This is a genomic window from Yersinia artesiana (assembly GCF_902726545.1).
Classification (GTDB): domain Bacteria; phylum Pseudomonadota; class Gammaproteobacteria; order Enterobacterales; family Enterobacteriaceae; genus Yersinia; species Yersinia artesiana.
Window position 1 is genome coordinate 46,890 of record NZ_CACVAD010000017.1, and the last position, 22,910, is coordinate 69,799.

Here is a 22,910-nt window from a genome sequence, read left to right on the forward strand (position 1 = left end):
CGTTTGGCAATCCCTGGTGTCCTGATTGACACCATTGAAAATGGATAACACAGGGAAGCCCGCTCAAGCGGTGCCTTCCCTATAAAATAGGCCGTTCAAACTGCTGACAAAGTCAAATGAAGGGGAACCGTGCCGCTGGGGTCGTAGTGGCGTAAGCCACCGGAGCGCCCCGAGGTGCGGTCAACCCTTCACTCATCAAGCTATCTAGCTTTGTCATTAGCCAGGTTTAGGCCTTTTTTGGCGGAGACGATGGCGTGTATTGGCTGTTATCCGGTTTCACCGGCAAGTTACAACCGGCTTCACCCAACCAATAGGGTTTGATATCAGTCCACACTTTCGGGATCTCGATCGAGTGGTCGTCCTTCACATGAGCCAGATAGATGGTATGACTCAAATGATGGCTTTTCGGATCGATACAGACTTTCCCTGAAGGGCCGTCAGTGCAGATATCGCCGCTTTCCAGTGATTTACGCACAGCATCCATATCGGTGCTGCCCGCTTTTTCTACCGCGGCTTTGTACAGATAAACCGCGTCATAGGCATTGGCCGCTTCCTGATTGATGTAAGGCTCATTCGGGAATTTGGCGTGGAAACGCTGTTTGAAATCATTACTGGCAGGGCTATCTACTTCTTCAATGTAGTTAGCGGTGATATACATATCTTTCAGCGCCGGAGCTTTAAAGCGCTTGTGCTCATAAGCCTGGCCGACGTTAACAGAGCTACCCATTGGCAAATTCAGTTTTGCCGCGGCTTGCTGCTCGTAATAGGAGGATTGGTTGGCTCCGACCAACAAAGTCATGACGAAATCAGGTTTGGCTTTCTGGATATTTTGAATGGTTTGGCCAAATTGCGAGACACTTAGCGGGATAAACTCCTCACCGACCATAGTGCCGCCATTTTCTTCCACAATTTTGCGCACCCACTCGGCTGAGATTTGACCGAAATTATAATCAGCGGCAATGGTATAAACTTTTTTGCCGTACTTCTCCATCATCCACGGGATCAAGGTTGAGAACTGCTGTTCAGGCACTGCACCGGTGACGAAAACATTGGAGTCACACACGCCGCCTTCATACTGATTGTTATACCAATAGAGCTGCTTTTCGCGATCCATTATTGGGCGGATAGCTTCGCGTGAGGCACTGGAAAACGCCCCGAAGATCACATCCACTTTGTCATTTTTAATTAAGCGACGTGCCATTTGTTGGAAGCGGGTGTTATCGGATTGCGTATCGTATTTGACCAACTCGATTGGGCGTCCGAGTATGCCGCCTTTGGCATTAATCTCTTCTACAGCAAGTTCTGTGGCATGAATTTTGGGGATCACCGGTAAGGCAAAGTTACCGGATGCATCTTCCAACAAACCAATTTTTACCGGTTTCTCTGCCGCCATCGTCATTCCTGAGTAGGTCACGGCAAATGCCGCAGCCAGCGCGATGGAGAGAGTGGTGTGATGACACTTAATTTTGGACCATTTTATTCCTGACATAAGTACCCCTGGCATTGGTTAAAAAAGTGAGTCTGAAAAAAAGCCAAAAAAAAAGCCCGGCAAAGTCAGATGACATTGCGAGGGCTCTATTGCCATAACCACAAGCCGACAACGTTGGCGTTCTTGCGGAGAAGTCAGGGTCACTATAAAAAGCATTCAGAGTTATTGTCAACGAAGAATTTTCAATAAAAATCAAATAGTAAAATTGAAACTCATTGCACTAAATCAGGGCTTTCGGTTGCACGAAAATGGCCCATTCATCTGCAAGCGCTAACTGCGGGTGAAGAAGCGTCACGCGGTGAAATTATCGAGGGTGGATGTATGGAATTGGGAGGCGGAGGTTAATAAATTGCACCAGTGGAGTGCTTAAAAAATATGCAAATATTTATCTGCTTTTTATCTGTTACCTGTAATCGATCCGACCTCGGCAAAATTACCGAGGTCGGATTGCGATATTAACCGCAACGGTTACATTTTGATGCCTGGATCTGTTGGAAGAAATCGTTGCCTTTATCATCTACCAGAATAAAGGCTGGGAAATCTTCGACTTCAATTTTCCAGATGGCTTCCATACCCAGCTCAGGGTACTCCACACATTCCAAGCTCTTGATACTGTTTTGCGCCAGGACGGCTGCGGGGCCGCCAATGCTGCCCAGATAGAAACCGCCGTGCTTGTGGCAGGCATCGGTGACTTGCTGGCTGCGGTTGCCTTTTGCCAACATGATCATGCTGCCGCCGTGGGATTGCAGCAGATCAACATAAGAATCCATGCGCCCTGCGGTGGTGGGGCCAAGTGAACCAGAAGCATAACCTTCCGGGGTTTTCGCTGGCCCTGCGTAGTAGATCGGATGATCTTTAATGTATTGCGGTAAACCTTCGCCGTTATCCAGCCGTTCTTTTAATTTGGCATGAGCAATATCACGGCCAACAATAATAGTGCCGGTCAGCGACAGGCGGGTTGATACCGGATACTGTGACAGCTCTTTTAAGATATCGGCCATCGGGCGGTTAAGGTCGATTTTAACCACTTTGCCTTCAGTGCTATGGCGCAGGTGCTCAGGGATATATTTTCCCGGATTTTGCTCCAATTTCTCCAGCCAGATACCTTTGCGGTTAATTTTACCTTTGATATTCCGGTCAGCAGAGCAGGAAACCCCCATGCCGACTGGGCAGGAGGCTCCGTGACGCGGCAAACGCACCACCCGCACATCATGAGCAAAATATTTACCGCCAAATTGCGCGCCCAGACCTAAATCCTGTGCGGCTTCCAGCAGTTCTTGCTCCAGTTGGATATCACGGAAAGCTTGCCCGTGCTCATTGCCTTCGGTTGGCAGACCATCGTAATACTTGGTGGAGGCCAGCTTCACGGTTTTGAGCGTGCTTTCAGCCGAGGTGCCGCCAATGACAAAGGCGATATGATACGGCGGGCAGGCAGCCGTACCCAAGGTGCGCATTTTCTCAACCAGATAGTCTTTCAGCTTACCCGGAGAGAGCAGAGCCTTGGTTTCCTGATACAGATAGGTTTTGTTGGCTGAGCCGCCACCTTTGGTGACGAATAAGAATTTATAATCTTCCCCCTCAGTGCTGTACAGGTCGATTTGCGCTGGCAGGTTGGTGCCGGTATTCACTTCTTGGTACATATCCAGCGCCGCGTTTTGTGAGTAGCGCAGATTGTCTTCAATGAACGTGTTATATACACCGCGTGACAGGGCTTCGGCATCATTCCCGCCGGTCCAGACGCGCTGGCCTTTTTTACCCACGATAATAGCAGTGCCGGTATCCTGACAGGTCGGTAAAATCCCTTTGGCTGAGATTTCAGAATTGCGCAGGAATTGCAGGGCAACATACTTATCGTTTTCGCTGGCTTCCGGGTCATCCAAAATGGCAGCAACTTGTTTTTGGTGAGCGGGGCGGAGCAGGAATGAGGCATCGTGGAAAGCATGTTGGGCGAGGAGGGTCAGGGCTTCAGGTTCGACTTTTAGGATGTCGTGACCTTCAAACTGTGCGACCGAAACATGGTTATTACTGACAAGGTAATACTCAGTATCGTCTTCCTTTAACGGGAAGGGATCCTGATAGTGGAACGGTTTGTTTGACATATTTTTCTCACATTCAACATCAGTTAGCGAAAGTGTTCGATAACAGAAACAATCGATAGAAGAACCAAGCCGATATTTTTTAGTATGACTTTAACAAGAATTTTACTATAGATTGTCGCTGCGAGGCGATGGCTCCACCCTCTTTATAAAGGGTGGATCTCATTTTCCGCACTTATCGATGGTGCTGGCAGGATGATGGTGGGACACTGGCCGACCGCCAATGGTTGAGTTATATCGCTAGAGAATATGTCCATGTTAATAAGATGGATTTTGTTATTGATATATCAACTTTGCCTTTCTTTAGTCCAGTCTTCTATTGAGAGGGCTGGAGCCATTGAAAAAGCTTTATCGTTTGTCACTAAAATGGCCCCAAGGCTTAGTGCATGAGCTGCAATCAATTGATCCAGCGCCCCCATAACATGTCCTTTCTTTTCCATTTTTGCACGTAGTTTGCCATAGCATTCTGCTGCTTCACTATCCCAGGCTTGCAAGGTCACCGAGTCCAGAAAGGCTGCTACTGTTGCTTTTAGTGTTTTACTTTGACGTTTTGCTATTCCGTAGAGCAATTCAGCTTCTGTAATACTGGAGATACAGACATCAGAAGGTTTCACCTGTTGTATGTTTATCAAAACATTAGGGTGGCGTCGAAATAGATGGCTCACTGTATTTGTATCAAGCATGTACATTGGCATTACTCTATTCCGTCGAATGGATCACGGCTTGCTGTACCTTGCTGACGTTCATCAATGCTAAGGAAATCAGTAGGTACGCGTGTTTTATTAATGAGTTGAAGCAGATGGTCCCAGTTGTCAGGTTTAGCCGGTTGCTTGGATAAGATTACATTCCCATTCTCATCACGGCGAATGTAGACTTTATCGGTATCGAACTCGAATTCGACAGGCAACCTAACTGCTTGATTTCTACCATTTTTAAATAACTTCGCGACTCTATCCATTATTTATCCTCTTAGCTTTTGGCCTATGCCTTAGCATATGTCAATTTTTGGCCCATGCCAAGGTACGATTTTTCCACCTCTATTCTTATGCTTCCGCTCTCCCAATCGACTAATTTGTGACCGGCTTCTACTTTCCTTGCTCTCATGTTGGACAAGCCGTGGGGCGTTTGTATTATTAGATTGAATATAAATTTAATAGTGAATATATATTCAATGCGGAGAAAAATAATGAAAAATACCCTACTGAAATCCTGTCTTACCGCAGCATTGATCTCAATGGCGGGTGTTGCTGGTGCAGCCAGTAACGGCCTGATCGCCATTATCACCCCATCCCACGATAACCCGTTTTTCAAGGCGGAAGCTGAAGGTGCCAAAGCCAAAGCGACGGAGCTGGGATACACCGTATTGGTGGCGTCTCATGATGATGATGTGAACAAACAGAACCAACTACTGGAAACCGCTATCGCCCGTAAAGCCAAGGCGATCATTCTGGATAATGCCGGATCGGATGCCACTATCGGGCCATTGAAAAAAGCCAAAGCCGCAGGTATTCCCACCTTCCTGATTGACCGCGAAATCAATGAAACCGGCATTGCCGTTTCACAAATCGTGTCCAACAACTATCAGGGCGCACAGCTCGGTGCTGAGAAGTTTGTCGTCCTGATGGGGGGCAAAGGCAAATATGTTGAATTACTCGGCCGCGAATCGGATACCAACGCACACGTGCGTTCACAGGGTTATCACGACGTGATCGACGAACATAGCGACATGAAGATGGTCGCTCAACAGACTGCAAACTGGAGCCAGACTGAAGCCTTCAATCGTATGGAGTCCATTTTGCAGGCTAATCCGGATATTACCGGAGTGATTTCGGGTAACGACACTATGGCGTTAGGCGCTGAAGCCGCATTAAAAGCAGCAGGGCGCAATGATGTGATTGTAGTTGGGTTTGACGGTAGCGACTATGTTCGCGACTCCATCATCAATAAAGGCAATATCAAAGCCACTGTACTTCAGCCAGGTTGGGCACAAGCCCAGATGGCGGTGGTTCAAGCTGATAAATATCTGAAAACCGGCTCTACCGGGCAGGAAGAAAAACAGTTGATGGACTGCGTATTGATTGATGAAAACAATGCCAAAAACCTGAATGTCTTTGCGCTGAAAGAGTAATGCCTTAAGCAAGGTTTGCTAACACGCGCATTTAAAAGGCAATGAGGGGCGCACCAGCCCCTCCTGACAGGAGGCAGTATGTGGTTCAGTGCCCTATCGAAAGCGGGCGGTTTGTTAGTTATCAGCACTGTGTTGGTAGCTTGCACCGTGGTGGATTTGGATGAAAACGGCAAGCCGATTCTGCCGGCCGATCCGAATGCGGTGGTCAGCGACTATAACCAACCACCGGATAAAGTCGCCTCCACCATTTGGGTGAGCAAAGTGATGCCATTTGCCAACAGCAATGCGCTCAGTTGGCAGCAAGTGAAACAACAGAATCAGCCAGCAACAGGGAAAAATAGTCAAAGTCATTTTGTTCGCTTCAACGGCAAAGTGGTGGCGGTAGCAACAGAAGGGCGGGAAGGGGCAATAAGAGTGGCAGTCGAGGGCGATGAGCAAGTGCTGCAATTGGGGCCTATCGTCAAAGGCAATGCTATTCGTGATGCATCGACCTTTATCCGCTTCGAAGATTTTAAAAATCAGGTGCAATATGCCCAGCTCTCTAAGGCATTAAGCAAACGCGCTTTACAGGATGTGACCAAACCCGATGCCAGTTGGGTCGGCCAGCAAGTTGAAGTATTAGCTGCAGTGACGGTAGCCCCTACCGGCTTGAGCAATGCGGTGCCGCTCAGTTTGAATAAGGAGAGCCGCTAATGGACCACCGACCTGACATTATCATGCGTGCTGAGGATGTTTCGATGCGTTTTCCCGGCACATTGGCGTTAGATGCCGTCAATTACCGTGTATATCGCGGCAAAGTGAATGTGATTATTGGTGAAAATGGTGCGGGGAAATCCACTCTGATGAAGATTCTGGCGGGGGTGCAGCAGCAAACTTCCGGCCAGATTTACCTCAACGAGCAGCCGGTGACCATTGCCAATACCCGTGAAGCGGCAGCACTGGGTATCGGCATGGTGCATCAGGAACTGAATTTGTCAGAAAATCTCAATGTTGCGGAAAATATCTTTCTGGGACGTGAGATTCAGCAAGGTTTGAAACCCATTAATCAGGCGGCGCAGGAATTGATTGCCGAACAACTGATGGCACGTCTTGATCAGGCTATTTCACCCAAAGAAATGGTGTCGAACCTGAAAGTCGGTCAGCAGCAATTGATTGAAATTGCTAAGGCTCTGGCTGAGCAGGCAGATATTTTGATTTTGGATGAGCCAACTTCGGCGCTGAGCAAAACTGAAGTCGATATTTTGTTCCGGGTGATTCGTGAACTGACGCGTCAGGGCGTCTCTATCGTCTACATTTCGCATCGGTTGGAAGAGCTGATGGCGATTGGTGACTATATCACTATCCTGCGCGATGGCCGTTTTCAGGCGGAAGCCGCCGTCAAAGATATTGATGTACCGTGGATTGTGCGTGAAATGCTGGGCAGTGATCCGGTTTCCAGTTTCCTTCATCCCGACCGGACTTTCGGTGCACCAATGATGGAAGTCGATAACGTCACTTTAATCAATGAATCCGGTAATACCGTGGTGAATCAAGTCTCGCTGCAAGTGCGTGCTGGTGAAATCGTCGGTATTTATGGGTTGATGGGAGCTGGGCGCACTGAACTGTTCGAATGCCTGCTGGGCACGCAACAGAGCTATCTCGGCACCATTCGGCTCAATGGCACCGCCATTAGTGCCAAAACCTCAACCGCAGAGCGCATCCGCCTTGGCATGAGTTTAGTGCCGGAAGATCGCAAAAAAACCGGTATTTTTCCGGTGTCATCGGTGGCTAATAACCTGACCATTTCCAGCTTATGGCGTCGGTTAAAACACCGCTTCGCCATCTGGCAGGAGAGTGAATCACAGGTGGTTGCCTCGGTGATTGGCGACCTGTCTATCAAAGTCTCTTCACCTGAAGTGGAAATTCAGGCGCTCAGTGGCGGTAATCAGCAAAAAGTCGTCATTGGGCGCTCATTACTGACCAGTCCGAACATTTTGCTGCTGGATGAACCGACACGGGGCATTGATGTTGGTGCGAAAGCGGATGTGTTTGAAATGATGGTGAAACTCTCTGAGCAGGGGATCGGCATTCTGTTTTCCACCTCAGATCTGAAAGAAATTATGGCGGTATCAGACCGCATTCTGGTGATGTCGAACGGCAAGCTGACCGCGAATGTTTCCCGTCAGTCCGCCAATGAATCGGCATTGGTTACGGCAAGCGCACAAGGGTTTGAATGATGAAAGCAACAACTGGCACTGCGTTGGCGAGTCACCAGAGTGGTGGGGCGTCGTGGTCACGGGAAAATATGCTGCTGCTTCTGCTCAAGATGCGCACCTTTATTGCCCTGTTCCTGATCCTGGGTTTCTTCTCTGTCATGGTTCCGGGGTTTTTAGCGACCGGTAGCTTGATCATTATGGTTAAGCATATTGCGATCAATGCCTTCCTCGCGTTGGGTATTACTTTTGTCATTATCACCGCAGGGATTGACCTTTCTATCGGGGCAACCTTGGGGCTGTGCGGCATGATTGCGGGTTGGATGATCACTCAAGGTATTGTTTTACCGATGTTTGGTATTGCGATCTTCCCGAGCGTCTGGGTAGTGGTTCCGGTGGTATTGGTTATCGGAGCACTGATTGGCGCGATTAATGGTTGGATCATTACCCGCTATAACGTTGCCCCGTTTATCTGCACCCTCGGCACCATGTATGTGGTGCGCGGTGCGGCGATGCTGATTTCCGGTGGTGAAACCTTCCCCGGCTTACAAGGGAATCCACAACTGGGTAATACCGGCTTTGACCTGTTGGGGTCTGGCACCTTGCTGGGCTTGCCGATTGCCATCTGGATCATGTTTATTCTGGCACTGGTTATTGCTTATGTTGCCCGCCGTCTGCCCTTTGGCCGCCATGTGTATGCCATTGGTGATAACGAACGAGCCGCAGAGCTTTCTGGCGTTAAAGTGCGGCAGGTCAAAGTGTGGGTCTACACCATATCGGGCTTCTGCGCAGCCATTGCCGGGATCATTGTTTCTGCTCAGTTGGTGGCCAGCCACCCAGCCAACGGCAGTGGTTTTGAGATGAATGCCATTGCCGCCGTGGTGCTGGGTGGGACTTCTCTGGCCGGAGGCCGGGGCACTATTCTCGGTACGCTGATTGGTGCCTTTGTTATCGGCATTCTGGCTGACGGTTTGGTGATGATGGGGGTGAGCGAATTCTGGCAAATGGTGATTAAAGGTATCGTGATTATAGTGGCGGTCATTATTGACCAGATGCAGAACCGGATGCAGCACAAAGCAGCGATTGTCTCGCAAAAGTCCACTGTGGTGGCGCAAGCTGGGAAGAGCGAACAAGCATAAAGAATAGGCGAAACAGGCTGTTGCTGCCTATTGGTTACAGAACACGAAGATGTCACGCCGGAGGGCGATTTCCGGACAGGCTTGATGAAAGCTATTTTTTAGCATCATCAAGAATAAATATTCGGTAATGAGTAAAAATTCAATTACCGATAAAATTTAAGAGAGGTAATGTCATGAATCCGTATTCACTGTCAGTCGATGAGCTGGTGAAAAAGGCACGGGCCATCCGTCGCCGCATCGTCCTGCTTAATGCGAACAGCCCCGCAGGGGGGCATACCGGCGCTGATCTTTCGCAAGTAGAGATTCTGACTGCACTCTATTTTCGCATCCTCAATTGTGCGCCAGAGCGGCTTACCGATCCTGAGCGCGATATCTATGTCCAGTCTAAGGGTCATGCAGTCGGCGGCTATTACTGCTGTCTGGCTGAAGCAGGATATTTCCCCGAAGCGTGGTTGGCGACTTATCAGCACGCCAATTCACATCTCCCTGGGCACCCCGTCAAACATAAAACTCCAGGTATTGAATTAAATACCGGTGCTTTGGGCCACGGCTTACCGGTGGCTGTGGGGATTGCACTGGCAGCAAAACGAGCTAACAGCAAACGTCGGGTATTTGTACTGACCGGTGATGGTGAACTGGCCGAAGGCAGTAACTGGGAAGCTGCGTTAGTGGCTGCTCACTATCAGTTAGACAACCTGATAATCATTAATGACAAAAACAAACTCCAACTGGCAGGTACGACCAAATCCATTATGAACACCGATCCGTTGGCGGATAAGTGGCGGGCATTTGGCCTACAAGTCACTGAATGTCAGGGCAATGATATGCAATCCGTGGTGGACACATTGGAGGGATTACCAGCGAACGGTAAACCCAACGTGGTGATTGCCAACACCGAAAAAGGTGCCGGTATCTCCTTTATTCAAGGGCGCGTGGAGTGGCACCACCGGGTGCCGAAAGGTGCTGAAATTGATCTGGCGCTGGAGGAATTGAGCGATGAGTAATGCAGAACATTTGGCCGCAGTGATGGTTGAGCAGTTTATTAAAGCCGTGGATAACGGGGTGGATCTGGTACCTGTTGTCGCTGACTCCACTTCGACGGCGAAAATTGGGCCGTTTATGGCCCGTTTCCCCGACCGGGTGGTGAATGTCGGGATTGCCGAGCAGGCGATGGTGGGCACGGCGGTAGGGTTATCCATGGGCGGAAAAGTGGCTGTAACCTGTAATGCCGCGCCCTTCCTGATTTCGCGCTCCAACGAACAGCTCAAAATCGATGTTTGCTACAACAATAGCAATGTAAAACTGTTTGGTTTGAACTCAGGAGCCAGCTATGGGCCGTTGGCGAGTACTCACCACTGTATTGACGATATCGCCATTCTACGTGGCTTTGGCAATATTGAGATTTATGCCCCCTCCGACCCGCAAGAGTGCCGCCAGATAATTGATTATGCTCTGGCGCATATTGGGCCGGTTTATATCCGTCTCGACGGTAAATCTTTACCGCCACTGCATGATGAGCACTACCAATTCGTTCCCGGCCAAATTGATGTTTTGCAGGAAGGTCAGGATATTACTCTGGTAGCAATGGGTTCTACAGTTCATGAGGCTGTTAGCGCAGCAGCGATACTGGCAGATAACAACGTTTCTGCTGCGGTGGTCAACGTTTCTTCGATTCGCCCATGTGATACTCAAAAGCTGTTAACCATCCTCAAAAACAGCCAACGGGTGATAACCATCGAAGAGCACAATATTAATGGCGGTGTGGGCAGTCTGGTGGCTGAAGTGCTGTCCGAAGCAGGCAGTGGCATTCCATTGGTGAGACTCGGTATTCCTGATGGCGGTTACGCAATTGCAGCCGACCGGGCAGAAATGCGTGCTTATCATGGTTTTGATGTAGCAGGCATTGTGGCTCGTGCTCTGCGGTTTTGTCGGGGAGAGTAATCATGCCGACGCCGATTATTTTGGCCATTGATGAAGGAACCACCAACGCCAAAGCCATTGCGGTGGATGCCGCTGGGCAAATTCTGGCGAAGGCCTCGGTGCCGCTGTTGTTGGAGCATCCGAGGCCCGGCTGGGCGGAGCAAGATCCGCTGGCTATCTGGCAGGCAGTTTCTTTAGCCATAGAAGGCTGTTTGAGCCAGTTGGCTGGGGTACGGGTTGCCGGTATTGCTATCAGTAATCAACGCGAATCGGTGCTTATTTGGGAGCGGGAGACAGGAATACCTCTGACTCGAGTGGTCAGTTGGCAGTGTCGCCGCTCGGAGGCTTTCTGCCAGGCGCTGAGTCAGTTACCGGAAGCGGCAATGATAGCTGAACGTACCGGATTGCAGATTGACCCCTTGTTTCCTGCGGCCAAAGTTCACGGCATGTTGGCGGAAATCCCACAAGGTGTCGAGCGTGCGGCCCACGGCGAATTATGTGTTGGCACTATCGATTGCTGGCTCACCTGGCAGCTCAGTGGCGGCGAGAGTTTCTCGACTGATTTTTCCAATGCCGCCCGTACTCAACTGTTTAATATTCATTCTGGTCAATGGGATCCAGACCTGTTGGCGCTCTTTGGCATTCCCAGCCTTTGTCTGCCTGCGGTTTTACCTTCGGCGGCGGTTCATGGGCACACCGGCAATATGGGTATCACTGGCTTGAGTCAGGGGATACCGATTGTGGCGCAAATTGGTGATTCGCATGCTGCGCTCTATGGGCAGGGCGGTGACCGTGCTGGCGAAATCAAAGCCACCTACGGCACCGGTTCATCTTTGATGACCACCGTGAAACAAGCCAGTGCGCAGAGTCACGGCTTAAGCACCACGATTGCCTGGCATGACGGTGAATTACGTTACGCCCTTGAAGGCAACATCACTCATACCGGTTCTGGTGTGGCGTGGGTTTCGCGCATGTTGGGGGTGACTGACTTAGCTCGCCTGACTGAAATGGCGCAAAGCCAGCCGGGTAATCAAGGGGTCTATTTTGTCCCGGCATTATCAGGTTTGGGTGCCCCCTATTGGGACAGTCAAGCTCGCGGCTTGTTCTGCGGCCTCACTGATGCAACTACACCCGCAGTTCTGGCCCGTGCCGGGTTGGAATCCGTCGCCTACCAAATAGCGGATGTCTTTTTTGCCATGGAGCGGGCCGGTCATCATCGCCTTGAGCAACTGCGGGTGGATGGCGGCGCAACCAGTAACCGCTGGTTGATGCAATTTCAGGCCGATTTGTTGCAGCGCCCCCTGATACGCAACCATACCGCAGAAGTGTCGGCATTGGGGGCGGCTTATTTAGGGGGGAAAACCTTGGGCTGGTGGCAGGATAGCCAGCAACTGGCGGCACTCCCCCGTGAAGTGGAATACATCGAACCGCGCGCTCAAAGTGCGGAGATGCAAGATAACTATAGCCTCTGGCAAATGGCCATCGCGCGTGCGCGTTTTCAGCCGAAATAACCCAAACCAGGAGTAAGCATATGTCAGCAATACCTCGTAAGTTAACTTTCGCGGTGATTATCGGCAACCGGGGTTTCTTCCCAAGTTATTTGGTTGCAGATGCACGCCGCGATGCCCAGGCACTGTTTGACCGCTTGGGGATCAACATCATCATGCTGAATGAAGAGCAAACGCCGCTGGGTGGGGTGGAAAACTGGCGCGATGCCAAAGTGTGTGCCGAATTATTCCGTAAACACAGTGAAGAAATTCATGGTGTGGTGGTCATTTTGCCTAACTTCGGCGATGAAAAAAGTGTCTCTGATGCCATTCGTCTCTCTGGCCTTAAAGTGCCGGTACTGGTGCAAGCAGAAGAAGATGCACTGGACAAAATGGGGCTGGCGACACGGCGTGACAGCTTCTGCGGTAAAATCTCGCTCTGCAACAATTTGCGCCAATATGGCATTCCCTTCACATTGACCCAGCAACATGTTTGCAGCTTAAACAGTGACATATTCAGCCGTGACGTAGAGCAGTTTGTACAACTGTGCCGCGTGGTACATGCCATGAAACGCGTCAGAGTTGGGGCTATTGGCGCGCGCCCAACTAACTTTAATACCGTGCGTTACAGTGAAAAGTTATTAGAGAATTTGGGGATTACTGTTGAGACCCTTGATCTATCTGAAGTATTTTTCCGCGTAGCTAACCTCAGTGACCATGATATTCGTGTCGGTGAAAAACTGGCGTTATTGAAAGCCAATGGTGATACCAGCGCTATTCCACAAGATAAACTGCACAAAATGGCAAAACTGTTTGTGGTTATCAGTGAGTGGATTATTGCCAATGATATTGATACCACCGCCATGCAGTGTTGGACGTCGCTACAACAGAATCTGGGAATTAACGTTTGCTCCATTATGAGTGTGATGTCCGGGCAATTAATGCCAAGTGCCTGTGAAGTGGATGTGATGGGCGCGTTATCAATGTATGCCCTGGCAAGTTGCTCGTTGGCACCGGCTTCGATTGCTGACTGGAATAATAACTTTGGCGAAGAACGAGATAAATGCGTGCTATTCCATTGCGGTAACTTTGCCAGTGAAAGTTTAGAAAGCTCAACTATGGGCACTGCGGATATTATCGGAACAACTGTGGGTTGTGAGAATACCTGTGGCGCGGTTCATGGCCGCATGAAATCTGGCCCATTGACCTATTTCCGCCTCTCATCAGACGATTTCACCGGGCAGGTGCGAGCCTATGTGGGGGAAGGGCGCTCAGTCAGTGATGAGTTGGATACCGTTGGCTGCCGCGCAGTTGTAGAAGTGCCGCAACTGGAAAGTTTACTCACACATATCTGTAATAATGGCTTCGAGCACCATGTGGCGATGAACCATTCGGCTACAGCTAAAGTGCTGCAAGAAGCATTCAGTAAATACTTGGGTGTTGATTGCTATTGGCATGCGAAATAGCGTGTTGGCGTTAAGTGCTTAAATTATGCCGCACCAGGGATGGCGCGGTTAAATCCAGGGCTTCAGTAAACCTAGAGTTTCAGTAAACCTCTGGCTTCAAGTAAACCTATGGTTACAGCAATGTCTCGGCGGTAATTCTGTCGGTAATCAATACATCAATATAGTTACCTGTCAGCGCGCCACGAATGGCGGCACTTTTCCCTACCCCTCCGGCCAGTGCGACGACTCGCGGGCAAGCCCGTAATTGTGGCAAAGACATACCAATCACCGGATCTTCTTCGTCACTAAGCACTGCGTTCCCCGCCGCATCAAAATAATGCAGACACAAATCCCCCACGGCACCGCGATCAGCCAGTAATTTAAGCATCTCTTCGTGGTAATAGTTACCGGAGTTTTTCAATAGCTGAGATGGCTCCAAATCGCCAATCCCGACTAACGCCAGATCAACTTCAGCAAATTTATTCACCACATCAGCGACTTCGCCGCTTGATATCAGGCGGGCGCGATCTTCGGTCGAGCGCTCGATACTTTGTGCGGGCAGTAAATAAGCTGGGCAATTCAAAATATTAGCCAGTGCCTGGGTTAACAATGTGGCTTGCACATTGCCGTTGGGGCCAACCCCGCCCAATAATTGAATGACGCCGCTGGTTTTGATGTTAAGCGGATGAAGGTTATCAACCATTGCTCGAATGGTGCTACTCCACGAAGAAATACCGACCATATCGTTTGGGCGAATACTGGTTTGCATATAGTGGGCTGCGGCAGAACCGATAGCTTGTTTTATCTGGGATGGGCTGGCGTCATCGGCGATATCCACCACGATGGCCTGGTCGATACCATAGTGTTTTTGAATGCGCGATTCGATACCAATAAACATATTAGGGGGCTGGATGACGCTGATTTTAACCACCCCCTCTTTAACACAACGGGTAATCGCACGGGAAACAAATGACTGGGATAAATGCAGGCTTTCCGCAATTTCGGACTGCTTCATACCTTCGGTGTAATACAGCGTGGCTATTTTCACCAATAACCGCTGTTCATCTTGTCTCGACATTGCTCTACCCCGCTAAATACCTCATGTTGGTATTTTTATTCAAAGCCGAATAAATAACAAGCAGTACCCATTTCAACTCCTTTTTAATCAATATTTAGCAAAGTAGCTATAGATCAAGGGCGAGTATTAAAGCCTCTACGCCGGCCGCCATTGGGGCTATTGCTGCTGGGGCTCTTCTTCTTATGAACTTTCTACCGGTTCTTGTACTGGTTCAGCTTGATCTGGCGGGGGCATGATGTCGTGAATCAACTGTTCATCAAAGCTGGGGTTAAGTGCCGGGGAGAGTGGCGAACTGACCAAACTGTCGGGTATGGCCATATGTGGCACTGGAGCATCATTAACAAATTCGTCTTGATCCTGCTTAACTGTTCTGCTGAATGCTATCAAACTTAAGCCGCAGAGTGAGAAAAACGCATACAGAATATTGCCACCCAGAGGGGCAATCAGCGCGCCCACAGCGAGTGGTCCGATACTGGCTCCTACACCGAATGACATCAGCAAACATGCCGCTAAAGAGACTCGCCGCTCCGGTGCAATCAGGTCATTGGCTAGTGCCACGACCAACGGATAAAGCGTGAACTGCAACATGCTGACAATAAAGCCTAAACCCAATAAAAAATGGAATGAGATATGCGGCACCAGTGCTAGCGGCAGTGCTGTTAAGGCCAGTAATAATGCGTTAATACGCAGCAGGAGTGTGCGGTTATAGCGATCAGACAACCAACTGAGCGGAAACTGAGCGACCAATCCGGCAAAAATAGATAACGCCATGAACAGGCCGGTTTCTTGAGTGGAAAGTGATTGCAAGCTGGCATAAACCGGTGCCAGACCATAAAACGAGCCGACAATCATGCCGATAACTAATGTCGAGGCCAGTATTTTGGGGATGGAGTTGATAAAGAATTTCAGTTCCATAGGCGCCGGTGACATCTGCTGAGCATTACTGCGAGTGGTCAGGGCTACAGGAACCAAACACAGGGCAAAAAACAGAGCAATAATCATGAGAGTGCTTAAACCCAGTTCAGGTTGAAGCATTAACACGACTTGGCCTAATGCCATGCCAGCATAAGTTGCCGCCATATAAAAGCCAAACACGGTACCGCGCTGGCTAGACTCTGCTTGATCATTAAGCCAACTTTCCAACACCATAAACTGGCACATCATGCAGAGGCCAATTATCAAGCGTAGAACCACCCACGCAGGGATATATTCAGTAAGGCCATGACTTAATACCGCAGCAGTAATAATACCCGCACAGGCCACGTAGGCACGGATATGGCCTACCCGAGCTATCAGGAAGTGGCCGACCTTGCCTCCAATCACCAAACCAATATAGTTTGCAGCGATGATTGCCCCGATTAATGCGCCAGAGACATGGATAGCAGTCAGCCGTAACGAGATATAGGTGGTTAATAAACCTGAACCCAATAGCATCAGCACGGTGGCGCTATAAAGAGGGAAGAAGGCGTTAAGAATTTTTTTCACTGTCACGTCCTTAGTTCATCATGCCGGCAAATTACCGGTACGACAGATGTCGCCAGCCGCATCTTCTTTATTTTGATACTAACAGCTGAGTCCCTGAGGTAAAGCTTTGTACGGTAATGTGCTTTTTTTCATTACACCTTGCGAGGCGTTTCGCATAACGAACAGCTGTTGTCGTCACGGCCCAAAGAAGTGCTACTATCGGCGACGGCAGACTTCATTCGAGTAGGGACAATAATGCGCGAAGAACAATTACGTCAGCTCAGTGCTGTAGTCGGTAATAACCTTAAAGATCGTGGTGCCTGGGTTACTTGTGCTGAGTCTTGTACGGGTGGCTGGGTGGCTAAGGCCCTGACAGATATTGCGGGCAGCTCGGCCTATTTTGACCGTGGTTTTGTCACGTACAGCAATGCGGCTAAACATGATTTACTGGGTGTAAAAGAAAGCACGTTGACCGAGCATGGCGCAGTGAGTGAAGCTGTCGTCCGGGAAATGGCATTGGGTGCGCTGCGAGCGGCTAATGCGGACTTCGCGGTATCGATAAGCGGAGTTGCCGGGCCAGATGGCGGCACGACGGAGAAACCGGTGGGCACCGTGTGGTTTGCTTTTGCTACGCGTGACGGCCAGATTAGTGCAACAAGACAACTTTTTTCTGGCGATCGTGACGAGGTAAGACTGCAAGCGGCTGTTTTCGCACTACAAACACTTTTAGATGATTTTCTATAAAATTAGTCTTGATACTGTATGATTGTACAGTATAATTAGTGGTAATTTCTTGCATATACCCTAAATAATTTGAGTTGCAGGAAGGCGGCAAGTGAGTGAATCTCGATGAGTTGACGTCAGTCAATGATTCGGGTGAGGGAAAGCAGCCAACGCGCATGCAGCTTGAAGTATAACGGGTATAAAACAACATTCAGTGGTGATGACGGGGTAACCCGGCATCCCAGAGAGGGAGTAAAAATGGCTATTGATGAGAATAAACAAAAGGCGTTAGCAGCAGCACTGGGCCAAATTGAAAAACAATTCGGCAAAGGCTCTATCATGCGCCTTGGCGAAGACCGCTCAATGGATGTTGAAACCATCTCTACCGGTTCTCTTTCTCTCGATATCGCATTGGGGGCGGGTGGTCTGCCAATGGGGCGTATTGTTGAGATCTATGGTCCTGAATCGTCCGGTAAGACAACACTGACCTTACAGGTCATTGCTGCCGCACAGCGCGAAGGTAAAACCTGTGCCTTTATCGATGCGGAGCATGCTCTTGACCCTATTTATGCTAAAAAATTAGGCGTAGATATTGATAACCTGCTGTGTTCTCAGCCAGATACCGGCGAGCAAGCACTGGAAATCTGTGATGCGCTGACTCGTTCGGGCGCAGTTGATGTCATCATTGTAGACTCCGTTGCAGCATTAACACCAAAAGCTGAAATTGAAGGTGAAATCGGTGACTCTCACATGGGGCTCGCGGCTCGTATGATGAGCCAGGCTATGCGTAAGCTGGCGGGTAACCTGAAAAACGCGAATACCTTATTAATCTTCATCAACCAGATCCGTATGAAAATCGGCGTTATGTTTGGTAACCCTGAAACTACGACGGGTGGTAATGCCTTGAAATTTTATGCATCCGTACGTTTGGATATTCGCCGTATCGGTGCAGTAAAAGAAGGTGATGTAGTTGTTGGTAGCGAGACACGCGTTAAAGTGGTGAAAAACAAAATCGCAGCGCCATTTAAACAAGCTGAATTCCAGATCCTGTATGGTGAAGGTATCAATATTAACGGCGAACTGGTTGATTTAGGCGTTAAGCACAAACTGATTGAGAAAGCCGGCGCATGGTATAGCTACAACGGTGACAAGATTGGTCAGGGTAAAGCAAATGCCAGTAACTACTTAAAAGAAAACCCAGCAGTTGCTGCTGAGTTGGATAAAAAATTGCGTGAAATGCTGCTTAATGGCGGCAATGGTGAACAGGCTGTAGCAACAACCGCATTTGCTGATGAAGCAGATGAAACCAGCGAAGAGTTTTAATTTGTAAGGCCATCGACCGATTAGCAAACTTAGTCATTAACAAACGGCTCACTTAATCAGTGGGCCGTTTTAGCTAATGATGGTGTATTTAGGGGCTTCAAATTATGCCTATGCCTAACATAATTGGAGTAGCAACTAACACGGCTGCAGCTTCAATAAAGAAGGGTATTTATGAATGACCTACTGAGTCGTGCGATGAGGCTCCTATCTCAACGTGACCATAGTGAATCAGAACTACGCCGCAAGCTCGCATCTCAACCATTCTCGGCAAAAGGCCATTGGGGGAAGCAAACAGGCCGTAGTGATAACGAACCCGTTGTAGATATCGATCCGAAAGTTATTGAGCAAGTGATTGCTTATTGTTACCAGCATAATTGGCTGGATGATGCCCGCTTTGCTACCAGCTATATTAATAGCCGTAGTCGTAAAGGATATGGTGCACAGCGTATTCGTTCTGAATTGATGCAAAAGGGTGTCGATAAAGAACTCATTCAAGCTGCTTTTGAAATCAGTGAAATAGATTGGAGTGTGCTGGCAAAAGAGGTCGCGCAACACAAATTTAGTGAAATTTTACCGATTGAATGGAAAGAGAAAGCTAAAGTTCAGCGCTATCTTCTCTATCGTGGTTTCTTCCAGGAGGAAATTCAGTCGATTTACAATGATTTTGTTGAATGAATGCACACAGGATTTTACTTCCCCGCGAAGAAAATTTATCTTAGTCCCACTTTTTGTTCGTGAGCTTACCCATTGTGTTGCCTTTTATGGTTACACAATTTGCTCGCGGGCTATTCTTTTAGCTTGTTTCCGGGACAATTATGAGCAAGAGCACCGCTGAGATTCGTCAAGCGTTTCTCGATTTCTTCCATAGCAAGGGACATCAGGTTGTATCAAGCAGCTCTTTGGTCCCTAATAATGACCCTACGCTGTTGTTTACCAATGCCGGGATGAACCAGTTTAAGGATGTCTTCTTAGGTTTGGATAAACGGGCATACTCCCGTGCGACGACCTCTCAGCGCTGTGTGCGAGCAGGTGGTAAGCATAATGACCTTGAAAACGTAGGCTATACCGCGCGTCATCATACCTTCTTCGAAATGTTAGGTAATTTTAGCTTCGGCGATTACTTCAAACATGATGCCATCAGTTTCGCTTGGGAGTTATTAACTGGCGAACAGTGGTTTAATCTACCGAAAGAAAAACTGTGGGTAACCGTTTACGAAACCGATGACGAGGCTTATGAGATCTGGGCCAATGACATTGGTATCCCTCGTGAGCGTATTATTCGCATTGGTGATAACAAAGGCAGTGCCTTTGCATCAGATAACTTCTGGCAGATGGGTGATACTGGCCCTTGCGGTCCATGTACAGAGATTTTCTTTGACCACGGCGACCATATTTGGGGCGGCCCTCCAGGGTCGGCAGAAGAGGACGGCGATCGTTATATTGAGATCTGGAATATCGTCTTCATGCAGTTCAACCGCCAGTCTGATGGCACTATGCTGCCATTGCCTAAGCCATCGGTTGATACCGGCATGGGGCTTGAGCGTATTGCTGCGGTTTTACAACATGTTAACTCCAACTATGAGATTGACCTGTTCCGCGATTTGATTAAAGCAGTAGCGGAAGTTACCGGTGCGACTGATCTTTCCAGCAAGTCGCTGCGAGTGATTGCTGACCATATCCGCTCTTGCGCTTTCCTTATCTCTGATGGTGTTATTCCGTCGAATGAAAATCGTGGCTATGTTCTGCGCCGTATCATTCGTCGTGCTATCCGTCATGGCAACATGTTGGGCGCGAAAGAGACTTTCTTCTACAAACTGGTCGCACCGCTGATTGCTGTTATGGGGCCTGCTGCCGATGAGTTGAAGCAACAACAGGCGATGGTTGAGCAGGTTCTGAAAACTGAAGAAGAACAGTTTGCGCGCACATTAGAGCGCGGCTTAGCTCTGTTGGATGAAGAACTTAATAAATTGACCGGTGATACCCTCGATGGTGAGACCGCTTTCCGCTTGTACGACACCTACGGCTTCCCGGTTGATTTAACCGCAGATGTTTGCCGTGAACGTAATCTGAAAGTGGATGAAGCCGGTTTTGAGCAAGCAATGGAAGCTCAGCGCCGTCGTGCGCGGGAATCCAGCGGCTTTGGTGCCGATTATAACAACCTGATCCGTGTTGATAGTGCAAGCCAGTTCTCTGGCTATGACCATGTTCATCAGCAGGCCACAGTGACTGCATTGTTCCGCAATGGCGAAGCTGTTGATGAAATTCATGAAGGTGAAGAAGCGGTTGTTGTCCTGAATCAAACGCCATTCTACGGTGAGTCTGGCGGCCAGGTTGGCGATACAGGCGAGCTGAAAAATGCGACTGCAACCTTTGCAGTAGCTGACACTCAGAAATATGGTCAGGCTATCGGTCATTTAGGGCAATTAACTCATGGAACATTGCGGGTTAATCACAGCATTGATGCTCAGGTTGATGTCGCACGACGTAACCGTATTCGCTTGAATCATTCCGCAACTCATTTATTACATGCAGCGCTACGTAAGACACTGGGCGACCACGTTGCTCAGAAAGGCTCATTAGTGAATGATAAATACCTGCGTTTCGATTTCTCTCATTTTGAGGCAATGAAACCGGAACAGATTCGCCAGGTAGAAGATATGGTTAACGAGCAAATTCGTCGTAATATGCCAGTCCAAACTGAAGTGATGGAACTGGATGCGGCGAAAGAAAAAGGCGCTATGGCTCTGTTCGGTGAGAAATATGACGACCAGGTGCGAGTTTTGACCATGGGGGATTTCTCAACCGAGCTATGTGGTGGTATTCATGCCAGCCGCACCGGTGATATTGGTCTGTTCCGTATTCTATCTGAATCAGGTACCGCCGCTGGGATTCGACGTATTGAGGCAGTCACTGGCGAGGGTGCTATTGCGTTATTGCATCAGCAGAGCGACCTGCTACAGGATGTTGCTCACCTGGTGAAAGGTGATACTAATAACCTGGCTGATAAAGTCCGAGCGGTGCTGGATCGTAGTAAAATGCTGGAGCGTGAACTTCAGCAGTTGAAAGATCAGCAAGCGGCTCAGGAAAGTGCCTCATTATCGTCCAATGCGAAATTGGTCAATGGTGTGAAACTTTTAGTTAGCCAGTTGGATAATGTGGAGCCAAAAATGTTGCGTACCATGGTTGATGATCTTAAAAATCAACTGGGCTCCGCTATTATTGTGCTGGCAACGACCGTTGATGATAAGGTCAGTTTAATTGTTGGCGTAACTAAAGACCTGACAGGTAAAGTCAAAGCGGGTGAATTAATCGCTGATATTGCTCAACAGGTTGGTGGTAAAGGCGGTGGGCGCCCGGATATGGCTCAGGCGGGTGGCACTAATGTGCAAGCATTGCCATCAGCATTAGCCAGCGTGGAAACGTGGGTGGCATCCCGTTTATAAGTCAGTAATGACTCATTAAATCAATACGCCATATCTCTATGTTGGGTATGGCGTTTTTCAATTTTCCTGTCATAGTTCGAAAACAAAGTTAAACGCAAAGTTATTTGCTTCAGCTAAACTTGTATTAGTTAGAGACTTGACCAAGCTACTTACATTTTATGTGAATGTGATGGCTTACGTTTTCACGGTGTATGATGGATAATGGCGGGGAAACTGAGAGACCCGACTCTTTTAATTTTTCAAGGAGCAAAGAATGCTTATTCTGACTCGTCGAGTTGGTGAAACACTCATGATTGGCGATGAGGTTACGGTTACTGTATTAGGGGTTAAAGGCAACCAGGTTCGAATTGGTGTAAATGCTCCGAAAGAGGTTTCTGTTCACCGTGAAGAAATCTACCAGCGCATCCAAGCAGAAAAGTCTCAACCGACGACTTACTGATTTTGAAGAAGCGTCTCGTGTTACACGAGGCGCTACTGCTGTTTATTTCCCCTCGTATTTCACCATTCATTCCCTTTTTGTTTTCTTATTCTGGTAATAATTTTCTGTTCGCGGCCAATTTAATGGGGTGACCAAGATAATTTCGTTTTTCTCTCAATCTGATAGCACCACAATAAACAGTATCTTGCCTGTTGATAAAACACTCTTTTTGGCGTCAAACTGGTCATGTTGCGTGTGAATTGTGCAAATGAACGCTAGTTGGGAAAAATTGTTTGACTTATAAGTGCGGGAAAGTAATATGTGCGCCACGCAGTGCCGATGAGCTTCTTCAAAAGCAAGTTAGGCACAATTCGAAAGAAGCGTATGGTGAGGTGGCCGAGAGGCTGAAGGCGCTCCCCTGCTAAGGGAGTATACGGTCAAAAGCTGTATCGAGGGTTCGAATCCCTCCCTCACCGCCATTTACTATGCACCCATAGCTCAGCTGGATAGAGTACTCGGCTACGAACCGAGCGGTCGGAAGTTCGAATCTTCCTGGGTGCACCAT

19 protein-coding genes and 2 tRNA genes are annotated in these 22,910 nt (G+C 48.8%); 15 read left to right on the top strand and 6 right to left on the bottom strand.

Features of this window, described 5'->3' with window-relative positions; genetic code table 11:
* Window positions 1-226 precede the first annotated feature (226 nt).
* The 4 genes from HU019_RS07830 to HU019_RS07845 form a co-directional block, all read right to left on the bottom strand.
* A complete protein-coding gene (locus HU019_RS07830; protein WP_080991544.1) occupies window positions 227-1,393 on the bottom strand; it encodes an urea ABC transporter substrate-binding protein in 1,167 nt (388 codons plus the stop codon).
* A 551-nt stretch (window positions 1,394-1,944) separates the two neighbouring features.
* On the bottom strand, window positions 1,945-3,588 hold the full coding sequence (fumA, locus tag HU019_RS07835; RefSeq protein WP_046051525.1) for a class I fumarate hydratase FumA: 1,644 nt from the start codon (window positions 3,586-3,588) through the stop codon (window positions 1,945-1,947).
* Window positions 3,589-3,872: 284 nt separating this feature from the next.
* Window positions 3,873-4,274, bottom strand: coding sequence for a type II toxin-antitoxin system VapC family toxin (locus HU019_RS07840; protein ID WP_174849023.1), 402 nt, complete (start codon window positions 4,272-4,274; stop codon window positions 3,873-3,875).
* A gap of 5 nt (window positions 4,275-4,279) precedes the next feature.
* A complete protein-coding gene (locus HU019_RS07845; protein ID WP_174848988.1) occupies window positions 4,280-4,543 on the bottom strand; it encodes an antitoxin in 264 nt (87 codons plus the stop codon).
* Between the two features lie 228 nt (window positions 4,544-4,771).
* On the opposite strand from HU019_RS07845, the gene HU019_RS07850 reads away from it, so the two are divergent.
* The 8 genes from HU019_RS07850 to HU019_RS07885 all read left to right on the top strand — a co-directional run bounded on the left by HU019_RS07850 (window position 4,772) and on the right by HU019_RS07885 (window position 13,917).
* Complete coding sequence (locus tag HU019_RS07850) at window positions 4,772-5,713, top strand: D-ribose ABC transporter substrate-binding protein (protein WP_019080371.1); 942 nt, start codon at window positions 4,772-4,774, stop codon at window positions 5,711-5,713.
* Window positions 5,714-5,791: 78 nt separating this feature from the next.
* Entirely contained in the window at window positions 5,792-6,406 is a 615-nt protein-coding gene (locus HU019_RS07855) for a DUF2291 family protein (RefSeq protein ID WP_174848987.1), read from the top strand.
* The gene (locus HU019_RS07860) at window positions 6,406-7,929 is read left to right on the top strand and encodes a sugar ABC transporter ATP-binding protein (RefSeq protein WP_174848986.1); all 1,524 of its coding nucleotides are present in this window, start codon (window positions 6,406-6,408) and stop codon (window positions 7,927-7,929) included. Before HU019_RS07855 ends, HU019_RS07860 begins: the two co-directional genes overlap by 1 nt.
* Entirely contained in the window at window positions 7,929-9,044 is a 1,116-nt protein-coding gene (locus HU019_RS07865) for an ABC transporter permease (RefSeq protein ID WP_407083956.1), read from the top strand. Before HU019_RS07860 ends, HU019_RS07865 begins: the two co-directional genes overlap by 1 nt.
* A gap of 173 nt (window positions 9,045-9,217) precedes the next feature.
* Window positions 9,218-10,048, top strand: coding sequence for a transketolase (locus HU019_RS07870; RefSeq protein WP_174848984.1), 831 nt, complete (start codon window positions 9,218-9,220; stop codon window positions 10,046-10,048).
* Entirely contained in the window at window positions 10,041-10,985 is a 945-nt protein-coding gene (locus HU019_RS07875) for a transketolase family protein (RefSeq protein WP_174848983.1), read from the top strand. Before HU019_RS07870 ends, HU019_RS07875 begins: the two co-directional genes overlap by 8 nt.
* Window positions 10,986-10,987: 2 nt before the next feature.
* Window positions 10,988-12,475 carry an FGGY family carbohydrate kinase gene (locus HU019_RS07880; RefSeq protein ID WP_174848982.1) on the top strand — a complete coding sequence of 496 codons (1,488 nt, stop codon included), beginning with the start codon at window positions 10,988-10,990 and terminating at the stop codon, window positions 12,473-12,475.
* A 20-nt stretch (window positions 12,476-12,495) separates the two neighbouring features.
* Window positions 12,496-13,917: an L-fucose/L-arabinose isomerase family protein gene (locus HU019_RS07885; protein ID WP_174848981.1), complete on the top strand. Its 1,422-nt coding sequence runs from the start codon at window positions 12,496-12,498 to the stop codon at window positions 13,915-13,917.
* Between the two features lie 112 nt (window positions 13,918-14,029).
* Here HU019_RS07885 and HU019_RS07890 read toward each other — a convergent pair whose 3' ends face one another.
* Together HU019_RS07890 and HU019_RS07895 are read right to left on the bottom strand one after the other, a co-directional pair.
* Window positions 14,030-14,974: a sugar-binding transcriptional regulator gene (locus HU019_RS07890; protein ID WP_174848980.1), complete on the bottom strand. Its 945-nt coding sequence runs from the start codon at window positions 14,972-14,974 to the stop codon at window positions 14,030-14,032.
* A 180-nt stretch (window positions 14,975-15,154) separates the two neighbouring features.
* Complete coding sequence (locus HU019_RS07895; RefSeq protein ID WP_174848979.1) at window positions 15,155-16,459, bottom strand: MFS transporter; 1,305 nt, start codon at window positions 16,457-16,459, stop codon at window positions 15,155-15,157.
* Window positions 16,460-16,693: 234 nt separating this feature from the next.
* Between HU019_RS07895 and pncC the strand changes: the two genes are divergently transcribed.
* The 7 genes from pncC to HU019_RS07930 all read left to right on the top strand — a co-directional run bounded on the left by pncC (window position 16,694) and on the right by HU019_RS07930 (window position 22,909).
* Window positions 16,694-17,182 carry a nicotinamide-nucleotide amidase gene (gene pncC / locus HU019_RS07900; protein WP_174848978.1) on the top strand — a complete coding sequence of 163 codons (489 nt, stop codon included), beginning with the start codon at window positions 16,694-16,696 and terminating at the stop codon, window positions 17,180-17,182.
* A gap of 237 nt (window positions 17,183-17,419) precedes the next feature.
* Window positions 17,420-18,484 (top strand): recombinase RecA, encoded by a 1,065-nt coding sequence (recA, locus tag HU019_RS07905; RefSeq protein WP_174848977.1) that lies wholly within the window; start codon window positions 17,420-17,422, stop codon window positions 18,482-18,484.
* Window positions 18,485-18,655: 171 nt separating this feature from the next.
* On the top strand, window positions 18,656-19,159 hold the full coding sequence (recX, locus tag HU019_RS07910) for a recombination regulator RecX (RefSeq protein ID WP_174848976.1): 504 nt from the start codon (window positions 18,656-18,658) through the stop codon (window positions 19,157-19,159).
* A 140-nt stretch (window positions 19,160-19,299) separates the two neighbouring features.
* A complete protein-coding gene (alaS, locus tag HU019_RS07915) occupies window positions 19,300-21,927 on the top strand; it encodes an alanine--tRNA ligase (protein WP_174848975.1) in 2,628 nt (875 codons plus the stop codon).
* A gap of 253 nt (window positions 21,928-22,180) precedes the next feature.
* The gene (gene csrA, locus HU019_RS07920; RefSeq protein WP_002209449.1) at window positions 22,181-22,366 is read left to right on the top strand and encodes a carbon storage regulator CsrA; all 186 of its coding nucleotides are present in this window, start codon (window positions 22,181-22,183) and stop codon (window positions 22,364-22,366) included.
* Window positions 22,367-22,731: 365 nt separating this feature from the next.
* Window positions 22,732-22,824: transfer RNA gene (locus HU019_RS07925), tRNA-Ser, on the top strand.
* Between the two features lie 8 nt (window positions 22,825-22,832).
* Window positions 22,833-22,909: transfer RNA gene (locus tag HU019_RS07930), tRNA-Arg, on the top strand.
* The last annotated feature ends 1 nt before the right edge of the window (window position 22,910 follow it).

Coding starts and splice junctions, on each gene's coding strand:
- HU019_RS07830 (WP_080991544.1), bottom strand. CDS start 1,393: ATGGCGGCAGAGAAACCGGTAAAAATTGGTTTGTTGGAAGATGCATCC.
- fumA (WP_046051525.1), bottom strand. CDS start 3,588: ATGTCAAACAAACCGTTCCACTATCAGGATCCCTTCCCGTTAAAGGAA.
- HU019_RS07840 (WP_174849023.1), bottom strand. CDS start 4,274: ATGTACATGCTTGATACAAATACAGTGAGCCATCTATTTCGACGCCAC.
- HU019_RS07845 (WP_174848988.1), bottom strand. CDS start 4,543: ATGGATAGAGTCGCGAAGTTATTTAAAAATGGTAGAAATCAAGCAGTT.
- HU019_RS07850 (WP_019080371.1), top strand. CDS start 4,772: ATGAAAAATACCCTACTGAAATCCTGTCTTACCGCAGCATTGATCTCA.
- HU019_RS07855 (WP_174848987.1), top strand. CDS start 5,792: ATGTGGTTCAGTGCCCTATCGAAAGCGGGCGGTTTGTTAGTTATCAGC.
- HU019_RS07860 (WP_174848986.1), top strand. CDS start 6,406: ATGGACCACCGACCTGACATTATCATGCGTGCTGAGGATGTTTCGATG.
- HU019_RS07865 (WP_407083956.1), top strand. CDS start 7,929: ATGAAAGCAACAACTGGCACTGCGTTGGCGAGTCACCAGAGTGGTGGG.
- HU019_RS07870 (WP_174848984.1), top strand. CDS start 9,218: ATGAATCCGTATTCACTGTCAGTCGATGAGCTGGTGAAAAAGGCACGG.
- HU019_RS07875 (WP_174848983.1), top strand. CDS start 10,041: ATGAGTAATGCAGAACATTTGGCCGCAGTGATGGTTGAGCAGTTTATT.
- HU019_RS07880 (WP_174848982.1), top strand. CDS start 10,988: ATGCCGACGCCGATTATTTTGGCCATTGATGAAGGAACCACCAACGCC.
- HU019_RS07885 (WP_174848981.1), top strand. CDS start 12,496: ATGTCAGCAATACCTCGTAAGTTAACTTTCGCGGTGATTATCGGCAAC.
- HU019_RS07890 (WP_174848980.1), bottom strand. CDS start 14,974: ATGTCGAGACAAGATGAACAGCGGTTATTGGTGAAAATAGCCACGCTG.
- pncC (WP_174848978.1), top strand. CDS start 16,694: ATGCGCGAAGAACAATTACGTCAGCTCAGTGCTGTAGTCGGTAATAAC.
- recA (WP_174848977.1), top strand. CDS start 17,420: ATGGCTATTGATGAGAATAAACAAAAGGCGTTAGCAGCAGCACTGGGC.
- recX (WP_174848976.1), top strand. CDS start 18,656: ATGAATGACCTACTGAGTCGTGCGATGAGGCTCCTATCTCAACGTGAC.
- alaS (WP_174848975.1), top strand. CDS start 19,300: ATGAGCAAGAGCACCGCTGAGATTCGTCAAGCGTTTCTCGATTTCTTC.
- csrA (WP_002209449.1), top strand. CDS start 22,181: ATGCTTATTCTGACTCGTCGAGTTGGTGAAACACTCATGATTGGCGAT.